Origin of the sequence: Streptomyces sp. UW30, assembly GCF_008042075.1 — a bacterium.
GTDB lineage: Bacteria > Actinomycetota > Actinomycetes > Streptomycetales > Streptomycetaceae > Streptomyces.
This window is the reverse complement of record NZ_RDBN01000053.1, coordinates 1135981-1157232: the sequence shown is the minus strand read 5'-3', so window position 1 is coordinate 1157232 and position 21252 is coordinate 1135981. Positions and strand designations below refer to the sequence as shown.

The window sequence follows — 21252 nt, the reverse complement described above, 5'->3', positions numbered from 1 at the left end:
CTTCGCGGCACCCGCCCCCGTACACGCCCACGCCCCCGCCCACGCGCAGGATCGTTCCCTCGAGACGTACACGTTCCCGATGGCGACCTCGGTCCAGCTCCTCCCGGTCGCCGCGGAGGTGAGGGACGGCTACGCGCGCACGAGCTTCAGGCACTGGAACGCCGGCCGGATCCCCAGCGACGGCTGCAACACCCGAGCGGAGGTGCTGCTCGCCGAGGCCGTGGACCGACCCGAGGTCCTGCCCGGCTGCAAGCTCTCGGGCGGGCGCTGGTGGTCGTACTACGACTCCAAGTGGCTCACCTCGGCATCCGCCCTGGACGTCGACCACATGGTGCCGCTCGCCGAGGCGTGGGACTCCGGAGCGTCCCAATGGACCGCGCAACGACGTGAGTCGTACGCCAACGATCTCGCCGTCAATCCGTCCCTGGTAGCCGTCTCCGCGGCCTCGAACCGCAGCAAGGCCGACCAGGACCCGGCCGAGTGGCTGCCACCCACCGTCGAGGTCTCCTGCCGCTACGCCGCGGAGTGGATCTCGACGAAACTCCGCTGGGGCCTGACCGCCGACGCCGCCGAGCGCGAGGCCCTCACCCAACTCGCAGAGGCCTGTCCCGCCACCACCGTCACCTACGAGCCCGCACCGTAGGTAGGTCTGAGGCCCCGCCCTCTCGCGGGAGGGTGGGGCCACGACGCCGAACCCCGCGGATGTCGCGGGCGCTCGGCGTCGTGTGCGCGGTGGCCGGAACCATGACGGGAAACCGGTACCGCGTTCGTCGGGGGCTCAAGGGCCTTGGGTGGGGTGTGTCAGTTCTTCCTGGGCTTGTAGTTGCTGATGCTTGCGATCCACCTGATGAAGTCGCCCGGGTCCGAGTTCGCGCCGTGGCCCTCGTCCCAGTAGTAGAGGTGGTTGACCTCGTCGCCGAGGGTGTGGGCGGCGGCCGCGAGGTTGGCGGAGACCGTGTGGGACGTGTCGGAGTCCTTCGTGCCGAGGCGGATCCACCAGTGCTTGGTGCGGTGGGGGTTGGGCTTCTGCGTCAGGAAGGGCATCGGGTTCATCAGGTGCAGCGTCTCGGGGAGGTCGCTGTCGAGGCGGGCGCTGCTGCCGCTTTCGTGGCGGAGGCTGTAGAGGGTGAAGTGACGGGCCTTGGTGGTGCCCTTGCCGAAGAGGTTGTTCTCGCCCGCGGACAGGTCGAACGCGTCGAAGGCCGGCGTCGACTTCTTGCGGGCGCCGACGTGCGTGAGGAAGTCCGACCAGGAGAAGGCCGCCCTGCCGCCGGACCAGGTGATGAAGGTGTTCGCGGCCAGGTACGACTCGCGGTCCGAGTCCGACAGGGCTGCCAGGTAGCGCGTGGCCGACGGCTCCATGTACTGCTTGACCAGGTACTCGTCGTAGTTGCGGGCCGTCAGGGCGCCGAAGCCGTCCAGGCCCTTCAGCCGCAGCGATGCCTGGTACTGCGCGAACTGCGACTGCAACTCCTTCGACACCGTCCGGTCCACCTGCGAGCCGGAACTCGTCGGGCTGGCGCCCCAGTTCCACTCGTAGGCGCCGTCCGCGTGCTCCAGGTCGGTGATCGGGCACCAGGCGCCGGTCGCGAAGATGGCGTCGCTCGCGTCGGCCGCGCCGATCTCCTTGAGGAGCGTGTCGTAGAGCGGGCTGCCGCCGGACGCGCCGAGCAGGGAGGACAGGGCGCCGCCCGCGCTGGTGCCGGAGGAGACGATGCGGTCCACGTTGCCGGGTATGCGGCCCTTGTTGGACCTCACGTAGCGGACCGCCGCCTTGAGGTCGACGATCGCGGCCGGGGCCACGCCGTAGTACGTGCCGCCGGAGTCGACCAGCGAACGGCCGCGGGCGCCGGGCTCGACGACCACGTAGCCGGCCGCGAGCGCCAGCTTCGGGAGGCTGACCATGCCGCCCTGGGCGTTCACCATGCCGTTGCCGCCGGAAGCCACCTCGCCCGAGCCGGACTCGGATCCCGAGCCGGTTCCCGAGCCGGATCCCGAGCCGGTTCCCGTACTGCTCGACGGCGACGCGCTCGGCGCTCCTCCACCCGGCGTCCCCGTCGCGCCGCCCCCGCCGACACCCGTCGCGTCCGCAACCGACGACGGCATGTAGCCGCCGACCGAGTTGGCGAACAGGATCGGCGCGTGCGTCGCGTCCACCGCCGTGCCGTCGATCTTCACCGGGACGCTGACGTTCAGGCTCTGGTACGTCGCGTCGACCGGCTTGGCGACATAGGTGACCGCCTTGTAGAAGCGGTACTCCACCTCGTGGTCGGTGCCGTCGGCGTCGGTGATGGTCGTCGTCAGCGTCGAGTACGCGTCCTTGTCGAAGACCAGCGCGTCCGACGAGGACGCCGAAGCAGTCGTATCGCTCGACGCCTGGGCCGTCAACGCGATGCCCCCGACCGCCGCGACCCCGGCGCTCGCCCCGATCCCCATGACCACGCTCCTGCGCGTGACTGCCCTGTGCTTCACGTCCGGCTCCCTCGACGCCTCGGTGTCCTCGGCTTGCGTCTGCGAACCTAACTGGAGTGCGGACAAGATTGCCAACAATTCTGTGGACTCATCGTGGATGCACAGGCGATCGCCAGGCGATTGTCAGGTCCCCTTTATCTGACGTACCGTCAGATCCATGGACGCGATCTGGCTCACAGGTGCGGAATGGCTGGCCGTGCTCCGCATAGGCCTCGGGCTGTGGTGGCTGGAGAGCTGGCGGCACAAGGACAAGAAGAGCTGGTTCGAGGGGGCGGGCATCGCCTGGGCGGCGGACGTCGCGGGCAAGCACCGCTGGAACGCCGTCCGGTCCGGCTTCGAGGTCGTCGTCACGCCCCGGCCGCGGACCATGGCGTACGTCGTCCTGTACGCGGAACTGGCCCTGGGACTCGGTCTCGTGCTCGGGTTCCTGACCCCGATCGCCCTCCTCGGCGGGCTGCTGCTCAACGTCCTCTACCTCGTCCTGATGATCCACGACTGGGCCGAGCAGGGGCAGAACTCGATGATGGCCCTGATCTCGGTCGTCGCACTGTTCGGGATGTCCTGGCAGTCGTGGTCGGTGGACAGCGCGCTGGGGCTCTTCTGATGAGGGCGGTGCAGCTGCGATGACCGAGCAGCGGTTCGACGTTCCGGAGGCCGACGCCTTCACGCGTACGTACTGGGACGCGGCGGCGGACGGGCGGCTGCTCGTCCGGCGGTGCGGAACCTGCGGGCGCGCCCACCACTACCCCCGCGAGTTCTGCCCCCACTGCTGGAGCGAGGACGTGACCTGGGAGCCCGCGAGCGGCCGGGCCACCCTCTACACCTGGTCCGTCGTGCACCGCAACGACCTGCCGCCCTTCGGGCAGCGGACCCCGTACGTGGCCGCCGTCGTCGATCTCGCCGAAGGGCCCCGCATGATGACCGAGATCGTGGAGTGCGCGGACGCCGGGCGGCTGCGGGCCGGGATGGAGCTGGAGGTCGCCTTCCGTGGCGGGGTGCCGGTGTTCCGGGCCGAACCGGTTCCGAGCTGATCGTCAGGTGGTTTCAATGGGCCCATGACCCTCGCCGGCGGCCCGCACCGTTTCCACCCCCACCCCCTGCCCGACCTGTACGGTCACGGCCTGCGTCTGCGTCCCTGGGACGCGGATTCCGAGGCCGACGTCGAGACCTGGTTCCAGGGGCGTACGGATCCGGAATTCCGGCGCTGGAACACCCCGTTGAAGATCACCACCGACCTCGACAGCGCACGCGACTCCCTGTGCATCGCGGCCGAGAACACGGCGAACGGCACCTCGGCGGCGTACTGCGTCACCGACGCGGCGACCGGTGCACCCCTCGGACATGTCGGCGTCAACGTCGTCAACCGGGTCATGAGCTCCGCCCGCGTCGGCTACTGGGTGCTCCCCGAGGCCCGCGGCCGCCGCGTCGCCACCCACGCCCTCGCGCTCGCCACCCGCTGGGCCCTCGCCGAGCCGGACGGCCTCGGCCTGCACCGCCTCGAACTGGACCACGCCGTCGGCCACGACTCCTCCTGCCGCGTCGCCGAGCGCTGCGGATTCCGCTACGAGGGGACCCTGCGGGACGCGATGTGGGAGGCGGGGCGGCACGACGCGTACCGGGACATGCACCTGCACGCACGGCTGGCGACGGATCCGGACGTCAACCCGTAGCCCCCTTGAGCGTGCGCTCTTGTATCGGCTTGGTGTCCGCGGCGGAAAAGCGTGCACAACTCCCGCCCGAGCGCGGGATCATGGGGTATGCGCCCGGACGACTGGCAATGCACCCACGACCTCAGCGGCTTCCTCGCCCACGCCGGTGGCTTCCTGCGCTCACGCCCCGATCTGCACACCGTCGCCCTGACGGTGACCGAGACGCTGCGCACGGGCGGGCTGCGCGCGTACGGCGACGAGGCGCCCCTCTTCGGCGCGCTGGAGCTGGGCGGGCAGGTCCGCGCCGCCTACTTCCGCACCCCGCCCTACCGGCTGAACGTCACCCCCCTCACCCCCGAGGAGGCCGACGCCCTCGCCGCCCACCTGGTCGCCCTGCGCCACCCCGTCCCCGGCGTCATCGCGGCCCGCGAGACCACCGAGGCCTTCGCCGCAGCCTGGCGCCGGCACACGGGTGGCCGTGGCACGGTCAGCCAGCGCCAACGGCTGTACCGCCTGGGCAACCTGACCGTCCCGCAGCCCGTTCCGGCGGGCCGGGCGCGAGTCGCGGGCAAGGAGGACCGGGAGCAACTGGTGCGCTGGTACGGCGAGTTCATCGCGTCCATCGGCGATCACGCGGCACGTGAGGCCGCCGCCTGGGCCGACTCGCGCATCGCCTACGGAGGCGTCACCTTCTGGGAGGGCGAGGACGGCACCCCGCTCGCCATGGCCGGCGTGACCCCGGTCGTCGCGGGCCAGGTCCGGATCGCCCCCGTCTACACCCCGGCCCACCTGCGCGGACGCGGCTACGCGGGCGCGGCCACCGCAGCGGTCACCCGAGCCGTGCTCGCCTCGGGGATCCGCGAGGTGCTCCTCTTCACGGATCTGGCCAACCCGACCAGCAACAGCCTCTACCAGCGCATCGGGTACCGGCCGGTGGCGGAGTTCACGGCGTACGACTTCCGGGGGGCTCGGAGCCTCTAGGACGTTCGGCAGGACCGGCCACCTGGGGTGATACCGAGACCATGCGCGTGAGCCATCCGCTGTGACCGGTCGTCACGGGCCTCCCCAGCAAGACGTCATGGAGGCGGTCTCGGTTGTCCGACTCCGGGACCATCCGTTGCTCCCTCCCGTCCGTCCACAGTGGGAGCAGCTTTGTCTCTCTGATGGATTCGCCCAACTGCACGACACGAAAGGGTTGGTGCGTCTCATACGCGACCACCCGAGGGACCCCCCACGTGCGAAGCAGTCGAATAGCGAGTTTCCTGGCGGCCAGTACGGTCGCCGCTCTGGTTCCCGCGCTCGCGCCGGCGACGGCGTCCGCCGCGCCGGCCGCGGCGAACCCCTTGTCCCAGTACCTCCAGCAGAGCCCGGCCTGGCACCGCTGTGACAGAGAGACGCCGGCCACCTTCCAGTGCGCCACCATCAAGGTGCCGCTCGACTACAGCCGTCCCGACGGCAAGAAGCTCGATCTGGCGATATCGAAGATGAAGACGAGCACCCGGCAGGAGCGCCGGGGTGTGCTCCTGCTCAACCCGGGCGGACCCGGCGGTACCGGCGTCGACATGCCGCAGTTCATGGCGAGTGAGCTGCCCAAGTCCGTGAAGTCCAAGTACGACCTCGTGGGCTTCGACCCGCGCGGCATCGGCCAGAGTTCCCCGGTCACCTGCGGTCTGACGCCCGAGCAGGCGAACTGGGAGCGGCCGTACAAGGCGGAGACGTTCGCCAAGGACGTGAAGTGGGCCCGGACCGTCGCCAAGAAGTGCGACACCAGGCAGGGCGACAAGCTGCGGCACATCACCACCCGCAACACCGCCCGGGACATGGACGTGATCCGTGCCGTGCTCGGCGAGAAGAAGATCTCCTACCTGGGGTACTCGTACGGGACCTACCTCGGCGCGGTCTACACGCAGATGTTCCCGAAGCGCTCCGACCGTTTCGTGCTGGACAGCGCCGTCGACCCGGCCAGGATCTGGCGCGGCATGATCCAGGTCTGGGCGGAGGGCACCGAGCCCGCGTTCACCCGGTGGACCGAGTGGACCGCCCAGCGGCACTCCACGTACAAGCTGGGCAAGACCCCTGAGGCGGTCCGCAAGACCTTCTACGACCTGGTCGCCCAGGCCGACCGGAAGCCGATCGAACTCGACGGCACCAAGCTGACCGGTGACGACATCCGCACCGGCAGCCGTGCCTCCTTCTTCAGCGTGCGCGAGGCCGCCGAGGCGGTCGTCGAGCTGAAGCGGGCCGCCGCGGGCCGGCCCACCACCGGTGGCCGCGAGGGCAGGACACTCGCGCCGCAGTCGCCGTCGTTCGCCCGCGCCGTGCCCGAGGACAACGGCGACGCCGGCTTCTGGACCGTCCTGTGCGCCGACACCCGCAACTGGCCGCGCGATCCCGAGCAGTACCGCGCCGACGCGATCCGGGACAAGGCCAAGTACCCCCTGTACGGCGACTTCGCGTCCAACATCAAGCCGTGCGCCTTCTGGAAGAAGACCGGCTCCGAGCCCGCCACCACGATCGACAACAAGGTCGGCGCGCTGATCCTGCAGAACGAGTGGGACTCCCAGACCCCGCTGACCAGCGGGCAGGGCCTGCACCGTGTCATGAAGGGCTCCAAGATGGTCACCGTCGCCGGCGGCGTCGGACACGGCATCTACGGCTCCAAGTCCTGCGCCGACAAGACCGCCACGTCCTACCTGACCACCGGAAAGCTGCCCGAGAAGGACCTGACCTGCCAGGCCTCACCGGCAGCACGCGAGCGCAGCGCCGCGGGCCCGCTGCCGCTGCCGACGCCCCGGGGCATCACGGGCTAGGGCCGGACAGGCCCTAGGGCCAGAGCAGTTCCCTGACCCACCCCTCGTCCCCGTCCTGCGCCTGCGCCTGCGCCTGCGTACGGCGATAGACCAGCCGTACATGCCGTCGCGCCGCGTCCCCCTGGAAGAACTCGACCTCGTCGGGGCGCAGTCGGTAGAGGGTCCAGGACGGGACCGGGGCGTCCGGTTCGTGTTGGGCGCGTTCCCAGGACGCCTGAGACTCCCGCGCCAGCTCCTCCAGGGAGGACAGCACTTCGCTCTGGCGGCCGGTCAGGGCCGCCGCCAGCGCGCCGGTCGAGCGGGCGTGCAGGTCGGCCTGGGACTCGGCGGACGGGGCCGCCGTGACCGGGCCGCGCAGGCGCACCTGGCGGCCCTGGGCCGGCCAGTAGAAGCCGAGGGCCGCGTACGGGCGGGCGGCGAGCTGGCGGCCCTTGCTGCTGCCCACGTGTGTCGCGAAGGACCAGCCGGAGGTGTCGGCGCCGTGCAGCATCACGGTCCGTACGTCCGGCCGGCCCTCGTCGTCCGCCGTGGCGAGGGACATCGTGTGCGGCTCCACCTGCCCGGCCGCGACCGCCTGGGCGAACCAGGTGGTGAAGAGGGCCAGCGGTTCTGCGGGCGCGGCCGCCGGGTCGAAGGACGGCAGCTCGACGTCCCACACCCGCAGCGACCTCAGCAGCTCATGAAGATCCGTTCCCATGCCCCGATTGTCGCCTGTCGCCTGTCGTCGAGGGCGGGCCGGCTCACAGCTGCCCGAGGTCCGACGACACCCACCGCTCGGGCCGCACATGGACGACCACCTGCTCGCCGTGGTTCTTCCAGGCGAAGTCGACATAGCCGTCGACCTTCTCGGCCGGGAGATAGCGGGCGGAGACCTCCCGGAGCTGTTCGATGGTGGCGGGGGTCGTCTTGACGACCGGTCCCTCGACCGACACGTACCGGATCGTGGGCTCGAACCGGTCGACCATCAGCGAGAGCCGGCCCGCCGCCTGGATCAGCTGGTTCTTACGGGAATCCAGCCCGGTCATGACCCATACGTCGCCGCCGGGCTCGTACTGGTACCAGATCGGCACGGTCAGCGGCGCGCGCCCTTGGCCCGCGTCCACCGACAGCGCGGCGATATGGGGTTCGGCCAGGAACTGTTCACGCTCTTCGCGGGTCAGGGCCATGCCTTGTGCCTCCCGATCGTGTCGTCGTCGATCGACTCAATCCCTCCCCAATACCAACGTCCCCGACTTCACGACCGGCCCGGCGGCGGTGAGCGGACGGCTCGCCTTCGAGCGGGCCGGGGTGCGGCCCGAGGAGATCGACGGAGAGACCGCCCCCGTCCGTGTTCACCGGCAGCTCCCCGYCCCGCACCAGCAGCCGCCCCTTCTCCACGAACGCCCCGCCCTCGCCCTTCCCGCAGAAGCCGAGGTCCTCCAGCGTCACCAGGGTCATGTAGGTGAAGGCGTCGTAGATCTCCGCGAAGTCGATCTCCTCGGGCCGCACCCCGGCCCGCTCGAAGGCGAGCCGTCCGCTCACCGCCGCCGGGCCGGTCGTGAAGTCGGGCCACTCGGACATCGCGGAGTGCGAGACGTGCTCCCCGGCGCCGAGGACCCACACGGGCGCGGTACGGCAGTCCCGTACGAACTCCTCGGCGGCCAGCAGCACCGCGGCGCCGCCGTCGGAGCGGATGCAGCAGTGCAGCTTGGTGAAGGGGTCGGCGATCATCGGGCCCGACAGGACGTCGTCCACGGTGATCGGGTCGCGGAACATGGCCTCGGGGTTCAGTGCGGCGTTCGCCCGCGCCTGGACGGCCACCTGCGCCAACTGCTCGATCGTCGTGCCGTGTTCGAGCATGTGGCGGCGGGCGGCCATGGCGTACTTGGCGATGAGGGTGTGGCCGTAGGGCACCTCGAACTGCAAGGGACCCCGGGAGCCGAAGGACAGGTTCCCCGTCCGCCTCCCCGCCCTGATGTCCGCGCGGGCCGTCGAGCCGTACACCAGCAGCACCGCGTTCGCGTGGCCGGCGGCTATCGCGTCCGCCGCGTGGGCGGCCATGACCTCCCAGGTGGCACCGCCGACGGAGGTGGAGTCGACCCAGGTCGGGCGTAGGCCCAGATACTCGGCCACCTCGACGGGCGCGAGGATGCCGAGACCGGCGGACGCGAAGCCGTCCACCACCTCCCGGCCGAGCCCCGCGTCGGCCAGCGCGCGGCGGGCCGCCTGGGCGTGCAGGGCGTACGGTGTCGCGTCGTCCACCCGGCCGCAGTCGGAGAGGGCCACTCCGACCACGGCGACTTTCCGGTTCCCGGCACTCATGTGAGGCCTCCAACCCCTGTGCGTCCAACCTCTGGGCATCTCGCTACAGCCCTCCTAATATGACGGTCCGTCAGATCTGGAGGGAAGAGCCGGAGGCAAGAGCCCATGGACGCCAGCTTCACCCCCGAGCAGGACGAGATCCGCCGCACCCTCCGCGAGCTGCTGCACAGCCGCTGCGGTCCCCGCGAGCTGCGCGCGGCCGTCGACACCCCCGCCGGACACGACCCGCACCTGTGGACGGCCCTCGCCGAACAGCTCGGCCTGCCCGGACTCGCCCTTCCCGAGGCGTACGGCGGTGTCGGCTGCTCGGCGACCGAACTCGCCCTCGCCTGCGAGGAGACGGGCCGGGCACTGGCCCCTTCCCCGCTGCTCGCCACGGCCGTCCTCGCCGCCCCGCTGATCGGCGCGCTCGGCACCGAGGCCCAGCGCGCCGAGCTGCTGCCCCGCCTCGCCTCCGGCACGCTCACCGCCGCCCTCGCCGTCCCCGGCCCCGCGCTCGGCACCGCCCTCGGCCTCACCGGCGCGGGCGAGGGCGACTGGGCCGGCGGCGGGCGCGCCGGGGGTGTGCAGGCGCGGCGGACGGAGGGCGGCTGGCGGCTGTACGGGCAGGTCGACCAGGTGCTCGACGGGCACAGCGCCGGGCTGCTGGTGGTCGCCGCGCACGCCGGGGGGTTCGCGGCGTCGCGGACGCTGCTGTTCCTGGTGCCCGGGGACGCGGCCGGCGTCGTACGCGTACGGCAGACCGCCCTGGACGCCACCCGGCCGCAGGCCCGCGTGCAACTGCGGGACGTGGAAGCCGAGTTGCTGGGTGAGGAGGACGGCCGGGAGGTCCTCACCGCCCTCGCCTCGGTCGGCGCCGCCGCTGCCGCCGTCCTCGCCTGCGAGGCCGTGGGCGCCGCCGACCGGGCGCTGGAGCGGACCGTGGAGTACGTCAGGCAGCGGGAGCAGTTCGGCCGGGCGATCGGCTCCTTCCAGGCGGTGAAGCACCGGCTGGCGGACGTGTACGTGGGGGTGCGGGCGGCGCGCTCGGCGGCGTACTACGCGGCCTGGGCCGTCCCGCACGGGGAACGGGTCGGCGGGCTCGCCCTCGCGCAGGCCCTGGAGGCGCTGCGGACCGCGTCCGCCGAGGGGATCCAGCTGCACGGCGGCATCGGTTTCACCTGGGAGCACGAGGCGCACCTGTACTTCAAGCGGGCCGCCGGGGACGAGCTCCTCTTCGGCCCGGTCCACCGGCTCCGGGCGCACGCCGCGGACAACGCCCGGCTCTTCGAGATGTCCGACGCCCAGGAGGTGGCGGTGTGATCGGCGTACCCGTGGTCGTGCGAGCAGTGCAGAAGATGTCCTCGACGCGGGGTTTCGCCAAGCTCGCCCCGCATGTCATCCCGGCGCTGGACCGCGCCGTGCACCGCCTCACCCGCGGCAAGGTGCTGCTCAGTGCCCAGATGCTGCCCGGCGTGATCCTCACCTCCACCGGCGCCCGCAGCGGCCTGGCCCGCCGCACGCCGCTGGCCTGCATGCCGGAGGAGGACGGCCGCACCTGGATCCTGATCGGCTCCAACTTCGGCCGCCCCGGCCACCCGTCCTGGACCCACAACCTCCTCACCCACCCCGAAGCCGAGGTCAACTGGAAGGGCCACGACATCCCGGTCACGGCCCGGTTGCTGGAGGGCGAGGAACGGGCGGCGGTGTGGAAGACGGCCCTGGGCTTCTGGCCGCCGTATGCGACGTATCAGGCTCGGGTGGAGCGGGAGATCCGGCTCTTCAGGATTGTGCGCAGGGGTGGGGAGCGGTGACCGTCAAAGCGGCCGCTTCGGAATCTCCGGGGGGCGTGGCCAGCTAGGGGTGGGTGCTCTGCCTGGCTGTTGTTCGGCTTGGGCGGCTCGGCGGAGGTAGGCGAGGTTGTTGCGGGCGGCCATGGTGCGGAGGTCGTCCTCGCCCAGTCGACGTACGCGATCAGCGAGCATTTGCTCGAACAACGGGATCGCTTGAGCGAGGTCTCCTGRCAGCGCATAGCTCTCGGCGAGGTTGTCGCGCGTGGCCAGGATGTAGGGGTGGTTGTTGCCCAGTACCTGCACGCCGTCTGCCAGGACCTGCTCAAGCAGACGGATGGCACGGCTCAGGTCCCCCATCGTGTGGTAGGCGATGGCGAGGTTGTTGCGGGAGCTCAGGGTGTCGGGGTGGTTGTTGCCCAGTACGTGTTCGCGGTCGGCGAGTGTTTGCTTGTACAGGGGGAGGGCGCGGGCCATGTCCCCCACTGCTCGGTAGGCGGTGGCCAGGTTGTTGCGGGAGGTCAGGGTGGTGGGGTGGTTGTTGCCCAGTAGCCGCACGGCGTCAGCCAGGGTCTGCTCATGCAGGGGGATGGCTCGGACCAGATCTCCCACTTCCTGGTAGGCATCGGCGAGGTTGTTGCGGGAGACCAGGGTGTCGGGGTGGTTGTCGCCCAGTGCCTGTTCGCGGTCGGCGAGTGTTTGCTTGTACAGGGGGAGGGCGCGGGCCATGTCTCCCGCTTCGTGGTAGGCGGCGGCGAGGTTGTTGCGGGAGGTCAGGGTGTCGGGGTGGTTGTCGCCCAGTGCCTGTTCGCGGTCGGCGAGTGTTTGCTTGTACAGGGGGAGGGCGCGGGCCATGTCTCCCACTGCTTGGTAGGCGCCCGCGAGGTTGTTGCGGGAGATCAGGATGTCGGGGTGGTTGTCGCCCAGTGCCTGTTCGCGGTCGGCGAGTGTTTGCTCGTATAAGGGGATGGCGCGGGCCATGTCCCCCACTACTTGGTAGGCGCCCGCGAGGTTGTTGCGGGAGCCCAGGGTGTCGGGGTGGTTGTCGCCCAGTACGTGTTCGCGGTCGGCGAGTGTTTGCTCGTACAGGGGGAGGGCGCGGGCCATGTCACCCACCCCTCGGTAGGCGGCTGCGAGGTTGTTGCGGGAAGTCAGGGTGTCCGGGTGGTCTGTGCCCGAGTGGATTGTGTGAGCCTCGATGAGGCGCTCGTAGCCATGTGCCGCGATTGCGTGCTGCCCGCTCTCGTAGTCGTAACGCGCCACGCTGTCTAGCAGGTTCAAGCTCTCGTCGGCGTCGAGCTCCTCGACCAACGCGCGCGCATGCGGCATCACGTCCGCCAGGTCCAGTCTGCCGGGGCTGTAGACGGGCAGCAGGAGGTCTGCGGTGGCCGCAAGGGCCGCCTGGCGGAGGGTGGGCCTGAGGGCCGCCGCTTCCGGTTGCAGGGTCAGGGTCCGGCTCACCAGCGCGTGGACGAACCAGCTCGGCGGCTCGGTGCCGGTCTGGCGGATGAGTGATCGGCGTTGTGCGGCCGACAGGGCGCGCCGGTCGGCACGGAGGACGGCCCGCTCTTCGTCCTGGCTCAGGGTGGCGCTGATGGCGGTGAGGAGGCGTTCCGGCAGCGGGGCCGGGGCGAGGAGCGCGGCGATGCGCAGCAGTGTCAGCGCGTGGTCGTCGAGGTGGTGCAGGCTGCGGGCGAAGGTGGCGGCGATGTCGCTGGTGTGGTCGGTGGGCACCTGCATGAACAGGTCCCTGACCAGGTCCTGGAAGGCGTCGCCGTCCTTGGTGTCGGCGAGCTGGTCGAGGAGTTCGGTGTAGGTCAGTCCGGGCTGGTCGGCGAGACAGCCACGGGCCAGATCGACGGCCAGGGCGTGTGAGCCCAGGCGCTCCACCAGCGTTCGCGCGGCGGTTTCCTCCTCAGGCCCGGCAGGGAGGCGAGCGGTGGTGAGCAGGTGGTACGCCTCGTCGGTGTGGAGTACGTCCACGTCGACCACCGGCAGCTGATAGCCGCGCCAGCGGGTGGTCATGACCGTGCGGCCGAGTGGATGCGGCGCCGCCAGTTCCCGTATCACGTCAGGGCGCAGTTGGCCCGGGACGTCGTCCACGATCCACAGGCACGGCTTGCCCGCCTCTTCCATACGGCGGCGAGCGGTCTCCCGGACCTGCACCGGGTCGAGCTCGGTCGTATCGAGCGCGAGAGCCGCCGCCACCTGCTGGTAGAACTGCGCCCGTACATCGACCTGCACGCTCTCGGTGCCGGAGCCTTCCGGGGCGTGGCTCGCGGCCGCCGTGAACCAGTAGATACCTCCGGGATAGAACGAGGCGAAGCGACGGGCGTACTGCTCGACCAGCAGCGTCTTGCCGACGCCGCCCAGCCCGATGACCACCGCCTGGCCCGCCGAGGCTCCGTCCTGCGTGGCCGGGAACTCGAAGGCGTGCAGCGCGTGGTGCAGCTGCCAGAACTCGCCCACCCGGCCGATGAACCGCTCCGAGCCGAGATGCTCCACCGGCCGCCACACCGGCCGCTGCGCGTCGATCGCATCCCCGAGACGGCCCGGCGACACTGCCGCACGCTCGATGATCCGTTCCACCAGCCGGGCCACGGAACCCGGTTCGCCGGTGGTGCAGTACCGGGCGTCCCGCAACTGCACGGGCTGGATGTGATCGGGCGTGGTGCCGGGGTTGATGACCAGGAGGCGCTCGCTCGGCCGGCCCAGTGCCACGGCGGCTCGAAACGTGGTCAGCAGCTCCCACTGACAGGCCGGACGGGTGGGATAGACGTCCGAGTAGTACGCCACGAACAGTCGCGCCCCCGCCAGCGCCATCCGGATCTTGTCCGTGATGCCCTCGAACTCGTCGATCCCCGACTCGTCCAGGAAGACGCTCACGCCCGCGTCGCGCAGCGCTTCGACCAGGGGCAGAACCGCGGCGCGATCCGCTCGGGCGTAACTGAAGAACACCTCGTCCGCAGCGGCGTGCGCCGAGGCATGGGTGTTGGTTTCCTCTGGATGCATCGCGACCCCCGTGCTCGCCGCACACCCTGTTCATCGCGGCCCGCGGAAGAACCAGGCTAGCCACTGCGGACCGCATCACGCGGGCAACTCGAAACCCGGCAACTGCCAACGATTCTCGTCATCTTGAGGTAGGCGCGAGAGAGCGTCTGCCGTAGACGTCACGCGAGCGCCGTCCTCGGCCGCTCGCCGGGCCACGCCGCGCGTAGGCGGCGTTACAGCGTCGCCAGGCGCTGTACCAGCAGGAATGCGCCGATCCCCAGCATCGCCGCTCCCGATGTGCGGGTGACCGCGCGGGCCGCTGCCGGGCGRGCGGCCAGGAGGGCGCGGGATGTCAGGCCCACCGTGAGGTAGACGGCGGCGCAGCACGCCATGTGGAGCAGGCCGAGGGTGGCGGTCTGGGCGGGGACCGGGAGGTGGTCGCCCTTCGTCACCAGGAACTGGGGGAGCACGGAGAGGTAGAGCAGCAGGCCCTTGGGGTTCAGGCCGCTGATCGTGGCGCCGCGCAGGAAGACGCGGGCCGGGCTGCTCGGGGGCACGGTCTCCTCGGACGCCCCCGGTGTGCCCGGGCGGCGCAGCACGCTCCAGCCCAGCCAGACCAGGTACGCGGCGCCGGCGGCCGTCAGGGCGGTCAGCAGACCCGGCTCGCTCGCCACCAGCACCGCGAGGCCCGCCACGGCGAGGACCGTGTGCAGCGCGTACCCGGTGACCAGGCCCGCCACCGCCGTCACCGGCGAGCGGTCGCGCAGGCCGGCGGAGATCGCGTACGCCCAGTCGGCGCCCGGCACGCAGACGAGCAGCAGGTCGATGGCGAGGAAGGAGATGAGCAGTCCGGAGTCCATGGTGGGGACATTAGGCGGAATTGGCCCGAAAGTGTTGTCGAAGTTTGCTCATGATCGCGAGTTGTGAGCAAATATCTTCTTCATGGATGACGTGGACCGGAAGATTCTTGCCGAGCTGCAGCAGGATGGGCGGCTGACCGTGACCGAGCTGGCCGGGCGGGTGCGGCTGAGCGTCTCGCCGTGCCACCGCAGGCTGCGGGAACTGGAGCGGTCGGGTGCGATCAGCGGCTACCGCGCGGTCGTGGACCCGGCCGCCGTGGGGCTGACCTTCGAGGCGCTGGTCTTCGTCTCCATGCGGCAGGAGGACCGGGACACGGTCGCCGGGTTCGAGCGGGCCATCGCGGACATCCCCCATGTCCTGGACGCACAACGGCTGTTCGGCGAGCCCGACTACCTGCTGCGGGTGGCCACCGCCGACCTCGCCGCCTTCCAGCGGCTGTACGACGAGCGGCTGGCGACGCTGCCGGGGGTGCAGCGGCTCACGTCGACGCTGGTGATGAAACACGTCGTACGGGATCGTCCGCTGCCCGCATAGCACGGCAGGCGGCGGCCCACGTCGGGTGAGCCACCGCCTGCCAGACAGGACTAAAGGAACCGGGGAGCTACTTCGTCGGCTTCTTGCCGGTCACGCCCAGGTGTACCAACAGCGCGAGGTTCGGCTTGAGTTCAGCCTGTTTCACGCCCCACGTCTGGAAACCCTTCTGGTGCGAGGCCACCGCCGCGAGCATCGCGACGATCGAACCCGCGATCGCGGCCGGATTGACGTCCTTGTCGACCTTGCCCTTGGACTGAAGCTGAGTCACCGCTTCCGCCAGGGAGTTGTTGACCGAGTTCAGGATCTTCATACGGATCTTGTAGAAGCGTTTGTCGCCCTCGGACGCACCTAGGTCGACGACCCTGAGGATCGCGTCGTTCCTGCGCCAGAAGTCCAGGAATCCGTCGACGAGTTCCTGTGCCGTCTGCCAGCCGGCCTTGCCCACCCAGCTACGGCCCTCGACGAGCTCGGTCAACCCGGCGCCCTCGGTGGCCATTTGCTCGGCGATCTCCAGGACGGCGCCCTCGACGTCCGGGAAGTACTGGTAGAAGGTCGCGGGTGAAGTACCCGCCTTCCGGGCGACATCGATGACTTTGACGTCCCGGTACGGGGAAGAGCTGAGCATCTCGCTGAGGCAGTCGAGCAGCTTCTGCCGGGTCGCCTGCCCACGCCGACCGGCCACACGGCCGTCGACGGTACGCACTTGTCCTGTCATGTCGTCAGCTTACCGAGGCGTGATCGGGGCGCGATTCGGCCGACTGCAAATGGGGTGCACGAGGAGCGCGAGGCTGGTGTGCCTGGTCTGCGGGGTGAGGGGGAGGCGGCTACTTTTGCCGCATGGCCGAAAACAGGGCATCCGCGAACGGAACGGGATACACGGAAGGCGTCCCGTGCTGGGTCGACGCCCAGCTCGCGGACGTGCCGGCGGGCAAGCGCTTCTACGGTGAGCTCTTCGGGTGGGACTTCGAGGAGGCGTACGACTCCACCGTATGGGCCCGCCTGGACGGCGATCGCGTCGCCTCGCTCTCGCGCAAGACGGACGGGCGGATGCCCACCGTGTGGACGGTGTACTTCGCCACCCCGGACGCGCAGGTGCTGGCCGGGCGGATCCGGGACGCCGGCGGGCAGGTGGTCGCCCTGCCGACGGAGGTCGGGGCGGGGCTCGGCACGGCCGCGCTGGTCACCGACGCCGAGGGCGCCGTCTTCGGGCTGTGGCAGCCGGACGGGCACACCGGCTTCGGGCGTCGGCACGAGGTCGGCACCTTCGCCTGGGCCGAGCTCTACGCCCGGGACACCGAGGCCGCGAACACCTTCTACGGCGGGCTCTTCCACGACGCCCTGTTCGGGCCGGACGCGAAGCCGGACTTCGGGCGGGCGGCCGTCGGGGAGGTGTTCGCGGCGATGATGCCGCCCCATTTCGTGGTCCACTTCCGGGTGGCGGACTGCGCGGAGACCATCGCCGCGGTGAACCGGCTCGGCGGGCGGGTGCAGGTGCCGCCCTTCGAAACGTCGTACGGGACGGTCGCCGTCGTCACCGACGACCAGGGGGCGTCCTTCGCGGTCCTGGAACGCTGAAACGCTGACCGCACTCTTACCTCAGGCGTCCCACTATGCGAACCGGCGCTTTCCGCGGACGCCGGAGTGTGGTTTTGTCCCAAGACACCCCGTTCCGCCCTCGGGTTCGCAACCACGCCCTCGGACAGGAAGAATCGGGGTGCGTGCCGCCAAGGCGGTGCGGTGGTGAGACGCTGCACGGGGTCGCGTACATATGTGGGTGGACGGGGCCCGTACGGGGAGGTGGCAGGCAGAGTGGTGGATCAGCTGACGCAGCACGATCCGCGCAGGATCGGGCCGTTCGAGGTGCTCGGACGGCTGGGCGCCGGCGGTATGGGGCTCGTCTATCTCGCGCGCTCGGCTTCGGGCCGGCGCGTGGCGATCAAGACGGTCCGTACGGAGCTCGCCGAGGACCAGCTGTTCCGCGTCCGCTTCACGCGTGAGGTGGAGGCGGCCCGGGCGGTCTCCGGTTTCTACACGGCCGCGGTCGTCGACGCCGACCCGCGCGCCGCCGTGCCGTGGCTGGCCACCGCGTACGTTCCCGCGCCCTCCCTCGAGGAAATAGTGAACGAGTGCGGGCCGATGCCGGCCCAGGCGGTGCGCTGGCTGGCGGCGGGCGTGGCCGAGGCCCTCCAGTCCATCCACGGCGCCGGGCTCGTGCACCGCGACCTGAAGCCGTCCAACGTGCTCGTGGTCGAGGACGGCCCCCGCGTCATCGACTTCGGTATCGCGTCCGGCGTCTCGAACACGCGTTTGACGATGACCAACGTCGCCGTCGGCACGCCCGCCTACATGTCGCCGGAGCAGGCGAAGGACTCCCGCAGCGTGACCGGCGCGAGCGATGTCTTCTCGCTGGGCTCGATGCTGGTGTTCGCCGCCACCGGACACCCCCCGTTCCACGGCGCCAACCCGGTCGAGACGGTCTTCATGCTGCTGCGCGAGGGCCCCGACCTCGAAGGACTCCCGGACGAGCTGCGTCCGCTGATCGAGTCCTGTATGCAGATGGAGGCCACGGCCCGCCCCAACCCGGCCGACCTCCAGGCCCAGCTGGCGCCCCACCTCTTCGGCTCCGGCACCGACGACAGCGGTACGGCGTCGGCCTGGCTGCCCGAGCGGGCGGTCGGCCTGATCGAGACGCGCAGAGGCGGCCGCCCGGCGGCCAAACCCGCGCCGGCCTCCGGCCGCAGCGGCGGGCGTATCGCCCCCGCACCCCTGCCGCCCCCGCCCTCGCACGACCCGGTGGTCCCGGGCCCGCAGCCCGTCCCGGTCGGCGCCCCCGACACCGGCCCGGTCCGGCTGGCGGGCGCCGCGGTCCCCATCGGCCCGGGACCGCGCGTCGCCGACGCCCGCGCCGCCGCCATGCAGGCGCCCCCTCCGGAGGCCGGCCTGGTCGCCTCCTGGTCCAAACCCCGCCCCGGCGTCAATGGCGCCGACCCTGCCGTGGGCTCTGCCGTATCCGCACCGCCGCTGGTGGCCCCGGAGGCGGCGGCCGGCTGGCGGCCCTGGCGTTTTCGCATGTCGAACGACGTCTGGGGCACCCCGGCCGTCGCCGACGACCTCGTCTACGTCACCTCCTTCGAGGTCCACGCCCTGGACGTGGCCACCGGCCGGCGCCGCTTCAAGACCCGGGACGTGGCCTGGTCGATGGCGGTCGCGGACGGCCGTATCCACGCCTCCGACGGGCCGACCCTGTTCGCCCTGGAGTGCCGCGAGGGCGCGGACCTGTGGCGGCTCCAGACGGACGCCTGGGTGTACTCCCTCAAGGCCGAGCGGGGCACCGTCGTCACCGGCACGCGCGGCGGCGGCGTCCAGGCGTGGGAGGCGTCCAACGGGCAGAAGCTGTGGGAGATCTCCGGGGCGCAGACCGACTTCGAGTCCCCGGAGGCGGGCCCGTCGCTGTACGACGGCACGGTGTACGTCTGGCAGGACGCCCGCCTGAAGGCCCTGGACGCCCGGACCGGCGACGAGCGCTGGTCGTACCCGATCGGCGACGCCGCCTCCTGCGGCGGGGTGCCGGTGCGGGTGGCGCAGGCGCACGACGGCCATGTGTACGTCTCCGCGGGGACGCGCGTGCTCGCGCTCGACGTGATGAGCGGGCGGGTGCGCTGGCACTTCGAGGCCCCGGCGGTCTTCCTGTGCCCGCCGACCTTCGTGCCGGGCCCGGCGGTGACCGGCGGCGGCGTGTACCTCGCCGACTACCTCGGCACGGTCTACGCCCTGGACGCCACCGACGGCCGCGACCGCTGGCGCATCGCCACCGAGTCCCGGTCCTCGATCGAGCCGGTGCTGGTGGCCGGGGGCCATGTGCACGTCGGCAGCGGCAAGGGCCTGTACACGCTGGACGCGGTCACCGGGACGCCGAAGTGGCGCTTCCAGGCGGGCGGCGACCTCGTGGGCGCCCCGTCCGTGGCCGAGGGCCGGATCCACTTCGGCTCCACCGACCATCTGCTGTACACCCTGAAGGCCGACGACGGCCGGCTGCGCTGGAAGCTCGCCACCGGCGGTGAGATCACCGGTTCCCCGGTGGTGAAGGACGGCGTCGTGTACGCCTGCAGCAAGGACCGGTGCGTGTACGCGCTGGACGCGGAGAAGGGCACGGGCACGGCGCGCACGGCGTAGCCGGGGTGGTGTGACGGCCGTCGTGCCGGCGCACGGAAGGGAACCGGACGGCGGCCGTCCCAGGAGAGCGGCCATCTTCACCGCTCTTACACGCGACGCTACGCCGGGTAAGCGTTTCCCGCCATGCGTGCGCTGCTAGCGTGACGTGCTCACGATCACGACAACGGGGGTTGAAACACGTGAAGCTTCGCCATGTCCGCGCTGTGGCAGTGTTCGTCGGAGTCGTCGTCGCCCTGACGGGCGCCCGGCACTCCAGCGGCGGCGGCTGCAGCAGCTCGAACTCCAGCAGCTCGTCGAGCGGTTCGGGCGGCAACTACGGCGGCAGCACCCACTACGACGACGATGACGACTACGACACGGGGTCGTCCTCGGGCGGCGGTGTGGAGAGCACAGGGCCGTCCGCGCAGGAAACCACGGACGTGAAGATCGACAAGTGCGCGTACGACCCGGCCGAGGGGCTCGTCGCGCGCGTCAGCGCCACCAACAGCAGCGCGATCACGACGTACTCGTACACGTTCGACGTCATCTTCAAGGACTCCACCGGCAAGGAGCTGGACACGGGCACCGGCGGGATCCTGTCCCTCGACGCCGGCGCCACCGAGTCCACCGACGTCGTCGCCCGGCAGAGCGCCTCCGGCAGTGGCAGCGGCACCTGCGAACTGAGCAACGCCCTGAGGATGTCCGACTCCTACTAGGTCACCGGGTCCTGAACGCGCGGCGCCGCGCCCGGAACAGCTCCGTCTGCCGTTCGTCCGGCAGGTTCCCGAGCGCGATCAGGTGCGGCGCCTGCGCGAACGCCTGGGCCAGCGCGGCCTCCCTGGCCGCCCACAGCGCCCGTACGGTCCCCTGCACACCCTGCGCCGGATACCCGGCGATGACGCTCGCGCAGTCGATCGCGGCGGCCAACGCGCCACCGGGCTCGGTGACTTCCGAGACCAGCCCGATCTCATGGGCCCGGCGCGCCGACAGCCGTTCCGCGCTCCCCATGAGCGCCATCCGCGCGGCCTCCCCGTACGGCATGCGCAGCGCCATGAGTATCGACTCGTAGGCGCTGACCATGCCGTACGTGGTGTGCGGGTCGAAGAAGGTGGCGGCCGGGTCGGCGACGAGGAAGTCCGCCTCGCCGAGCAGATAGAAGGCGCCGCCGCAGGCCATGCCCCGCACGGCGGCGACGACCGGCTTCCACAGGTCGTTGGACTTCGGCCCGACGCGCAGCAGCGGATCGTCCGTCATGTAGGGCGAGTCGGGCTGCGGGACGACGGCCTCCCGGTCCAGCCCCGTGCAGAAGGCGCGCTCCCCGGCGCCGGTGAGGACCACGGCCCGTACGGTGTCGTCGAACCGCAACTCCCGCCAGGCCGCGACGAGTTCGTCCCGCATCGACAGGTCGATGGCGTTGAGACGGTCGGGCCGGTCGAGGGTGACGACGGCGACGGCGGTGTCCTTGTCGGTCGTGACGTCCAGGCTCATGGCCGCTCCAGGACCCACTGCGGCAGACCGGTGCCGTCGAAGACGGCCTGCACCTTGGCGCCGATGCGGATCCGGTCGGGGGAGAGGGAGTCGAGCGCCGCGCCGGGGCCGGTGACGAGGTTGCCGACGAGGCGGATGCGGGGGGCGTCGGCGAGTTCGACGACGATGACGTTGTACGGCGCCTGCTCGGCGTACTCGGGCAGCAGGGGCGGGTGGGGGACGACG

At 71.1% G+C, this 21252-nt stretch carries 21 protein-coding genes; 12 read left to right on the top strand and 9 right to left on the bottom strand.

What is annotated here, in order from left to right:
- Positions 1–643, top strand: a 643-nt coding sequence (locus tag EAO75_RS39550) for an HNH endonuclease family protein (RefSeq protein WP_148000553.1), incomplete at its 5' end; no start/stop codon positions are given.
- Positions 644–801: 158 nt separating this feature from the next.
- Here the strand turns inward: EAO75_RS39550 and EAO75_RS39545 are convergent.
- The gene (locus EAO75_RS39545; protein WP_148000552.1) at positions 802–2436 is read right to left on the bottom strand and encodes a subtype B tannase; all 1635 of its coding nucleotides are present in this window, start codon (positions 2434–2436) and stop codon (positions 802–804) included.
- A 193-nt stretch (positions 2437–2629) separates the two neighbouring features.
- Here EAO75_RS39545 and EAO75_RS39540 point away from each other — a divergent pair, with 193 nt between their 5' ends.
- The 5 genes from EAO75_RS39540 to EAO75_RS39520 all read left to right on the top strand — a co-directional run bounded on the left by EAO75_RS39540 (position 2630) and on the right by EAO75_RS39520 (position 6931).
- Positions 2630–3076 carry a DoxX family protein gene (locus EAO75_RS39540; protein WP_147999882.1) on the top strand — a complete coding sequence of 149 codons (447 nt, stop codon included), beginning with the start codon at positions 2630–2632 and terminating at the stop codon, positions 3074–3076.
- Between the two features lie 19 nt (positions 3077–3095).
- Positions 3096–3503, top strand: a complete 408-nt coding sequence (locus EAO75_RS39535; protein ID WP_147999881.1) for a Zn-ribbon domain-containing OB-fold protein — start codon at positions 3096–3098, stop codon at positions 3501–3503.
- A 24-nt stretch (positions 3504–3527) separates the two neighbouring features.
- Positions 3528–4142 carry a GNAT family N-acetyltransferase gene (locus EAO75_RS39530; RefSeq protein ID WP_147999880.1) on the top strand — a complete coding sequence of 205 codons (615 nt, stop codon included), beginning with the start codon at positions 3528–3530 and terminating at the stop codon, positions 4140–4142.
- An 87-nt stretch (positions 4143–4229) separates the two neighbouring features.
- Positions 4230–5102, top strand: a complete 873-nt coding sequence (locus EAO75_RS39525; RefSeq protein WP_147999879.1) for a GNAT family N-acetyltransferase — start codon at positions 4230–4232, stop codon at positions 5100–5102.
- A gap of 254 nt (positions 5103–5356) precedes the next feature.
- Complete coding sequence (locus EAO75_RS39520; RefSeq protein ID WP_261989607.1) at positions 5357–6931, top strand: alpha/beta hydrolase; 1575 nt, start codon at positions 5357–5359, stop codon at positions 6929–6931.
- 13 nt (positions 6932–6944) lie between these two features.
- Here the strand turns inward: EAO75_RS39520 and EAO75_RS39515 are convergent, their stop codons facing one another.
- Genes EAO75_RS39515 through EAO75_RS39505 form a run of 3 tightly spaced genes read right to left on the bottom strand, consistent with a single transcriptional unit; the run spans position 6945 to position 9232 of the window.
- Positions 6945–7628: a pyridoxal 5'-phosphate synthase gene (locus EAO75_RS39515; protein WP_147999877.1), complete on the bottom strand. Its 684-nt coding sequence runs from the start codon at positions 7626–7628 to the stop codon at positions 6945–6947.
- A 43-nt stretch (positions 7629–7671) separates the two neighbouring features.
- A complete protein-coding gene (locus EAO75_RS39510; RefSeq protein ID WP_147999876.1) occupies positions 7672–8097 on the bottom strand; it encodes a pyridoxamine 5'-phosphate oxidase family protein in 426 nt (141 codons plus the stop codon).
- Positions 8072–9232 (bottom strand): thiolase C-terminal domain-containing protein, encoded by a 1161-nt coding sequence (locus EAO75_RS39505; RefSeq protein WP_261989606.1) that lies wholly within the window; start codon positions 9230–9232, stop codon positions 8072–8074. Before EAO75_RS39505 ends, EAO75_RS39510 begins: the two co-directional genes overlap by 26 nt.
- A gap of 105 nt (positions 9233–9337) precedes the next feature.
- On the opposite strand from EAO75_RS39505, the gene EAO75_RS39500 reads away from it, so the two are divergent.
- Together EAO75_RS39500 and EAO75_RS39495 are read left to right on the top strand one after the other, a co-directional pair.
- Positions 9338–10534 (top strand): acyl-CoA dehydrogenase family protein, encoded by a 1197-nt coding sequence (locus tag EAO75_RS39500; RefSeq protein WP_147999875.1) that lies wholly within the window; start codon positions 9338–9340, stop codon positions 10532–10534.
- A gap of 35 nt (positions 10535–10569) precedes the next feature.
- Entirely contained in the window at positions 10570–11025 is a 456-nt protein-coding gene (locus EAO75_RS39495) for a nitroreductase/quinone reductase family protein (RefSeq protein ID WP_148000550.1), read from the top strand.
- A gap of 3 nt (positions 11026–11028) precedes the next feature.
- On the opposite strand, the gene fxsT is transcribed toward EAO75_RS39495, so the two are convergent.
- A complete protein-coding gene (fxsT, locus tag EAO75_RS39490) occupies positions 11029–14013 on the bottom strand; it encodes an FxSxx-COOH system tetratricopeptide repeat protein (protein ID WP_147999874.1) in 2985 nt (994 codons plus the stop codon).
- A gap of 212 nt (positions 14014–14225) precedes the next feature.
- Entirely contained in the window at positions 14226–14852 is a 627-nt protein-coding gene (locus tag EAO75_RS39485; RefSeq protein ID WP_147999873.1) for a LysE family translocator, read from the bottom strand.
- An 82-nt stretch (positions 14853–14934) separates the two neighbouring features.
- Between EAO75_RS39485 and EAO75_RS39480 the strand changes: the two genes are divergently transcribed.
- Positions 14935–15387, top strand: a complete 453-nt coding sequence (locus EAO75_RS39480; RefSeq protein WP_147999872.1) for an Lrp/AsnC family transcriptional regulator — start codon at positions 14935–14937, stop codon at positions 15385–15387.
- 67 nt (positions 15388–15454) lie between these two features.
- Here the strand turns inward: EAO75_RS39480 and EAO75_RS39475 are convergent, their stop codons facing one another.
- On the bottom strand, positions 15455–16090 hold the full coding sequence (locus tag EAO75_RS39475; protein WP_148000549.1) for a TetR family transcriptional regulator: 636 nt from the start codon (positions 16088–16090) through the stop codon (positions 15455–15457).
- A gap of 134 nt (positions 16091–16224) precedes the next feature.
- Here EAO75_RS39475 and EAO75_RS39470 point away from each other — a divergent pair, with 134 nt between their 5' ends.
- The 3 genes from EAO75_RS39470 to EAO75_RS39460 all read left to right on the top strand — a co-directional run bounded on the left by EAO75_RS39470 (position 16225) and on the right by EAO75_RS39460 (position 20255).
- Entirely contained in the window at positions 16225–16962 is a 738-nt protein-coding gene (locus EAO75_RS39470) for a VOC family protein (protein ID WP_147999871.1), read from the top strand.
- Between the two features lie 234 nt (positions 16963–17196).
- Positions 17197–19560 (top strand): PQQ-binding-like beta-propeller repeat protein, encoded by a 2364-nt coding sequence (locus EAO75_RS39465; protein ID WP_147999870.1) that lies wholly within the window; start codon positions 17197–17199, stop codon positions 19558–19560.
- A gap of 203 nt (positions 19561–19763) precedes the next feature.
- Positions 19764–20255: a hypothetical protein gene (locus tag EAO75_RS39460; RefSeq protein WP_147999869.1), complete on the top strand. Its 492-nt coding sequence runs from the start codon at positions 19764–19766 to the stop codon at positions 20253–20255.
- A gap of 1 nt (position 20256) precedes the next feature.
- Here the strand turns inward: EAO75_RS39460 and EAO75_RS39455 are convergent, their stop codons facing one another.
- Together EAO75_RS39455 and EAO75_RS39450 are read right to left on the bottom strand one after the other, a co-directional pair.
- Entirely contained in the window at positions 20257–21027 is a 771-nt protein-coding gene (locus EAO75_RS39455; RefSeq protein WP_147999868.1) for an enoyl-CoA hydratase/isomerase family protein, read from the bottom strand.
- Positions 21024–21252, bottom strand: a 229-nt coding sequence (locus EAO75_RS39450; RefSeq protein WP_148000548.1) for an OB-fold domain-containing protein, incomplete at its 5' end; no start/stop codon positions are given. The genes EAO75_RS39450 and EAO75_RS39455, both read right to left, overlap by 4 nt.

Coding starts and splice junctions, on each gene's coding strand:
- EAO75_RS39545 (WP_148000552.1), bottom strand. CDS start 2,436: ATGGGGATCGGGGCGAGCGCCGGGGTCGCGGCGGTCGGGGGCATCGCG.
- EAO75_RS39540 (WP_147999882.1), top strand. CDS start 2,630: ATGGACGCGATCTGGCTCACAGGTGCGGAATGGCTGGCCGTGCTCCGC.
- EAO75_RS39535 (WP_147999881.1), top strand. CDS start 3,096: ATGACCGAGCAGCGGTTCGACGTTCCGGAGGCCGACGCCTTCACGCGT.
- EAO75_RS39530 (WP_147999880.1), top strand. CDS start 3,528: ATGACCCTCGCCGGCGGCCCGCACCGTTTCCACCCCCACCCCCTGCCC.
- EAO75_RS39525 (WP_147999879.1), top strand. CDS start 4,230: ATGCGCCCGGACGACTGGCAATGCACCCACGACCTCAGCGGCTTCCTC.
- EAO75_RS39515 (WP_147999877.1), bottom strand. CDS start 7,628: ATGGGAACGGATCTTCATGAGCTGCTGAGGTCGCTGCGGGTGTGGGAC.
- EAO75_RS39510 (WP_147999876.1), bottom strand. CDS start 8,097: ATGGCCCTGACCCGCGAAGAGCGTGAACAGTTCCTGGCCGAACCCCAT.
- EAO75_RS39500 (WP_147999875.1), top strand. CDS start 9,338: ATGGACGCCAGCTTCACCCCCGAGCAGGACGAGATCCGCCGCACCCTC.
- EAO75_RS39495 (WP_148000550.1), top strand. CDS start 10,570: ATGTCCTCGACGCGGGGTTTCGCCAAGCTCGCCCCGCATGTCATCCCG.
- EAO75_RS39480 (WP_147999872.1), top strand. CDS start 14,935: ATGGATGACGTGGACCGGAAGATTCTTGCCGAGCTGCAGCAGGATGGG.
- EAO75_RS39470 (WP_147999871.1), top strand. CDS start 16,225: ATGGCCGAAAACAGGGCATCCGCGAACGGAACGGGATACACGGAAGGC.
- EAO75_RS39455 (WP_147999868.1), bottom strand. CDS start 21,027: ATGAGCCTGGACGTCACGACCGACAAGGACACCGCCGTCGCCGTCGTC.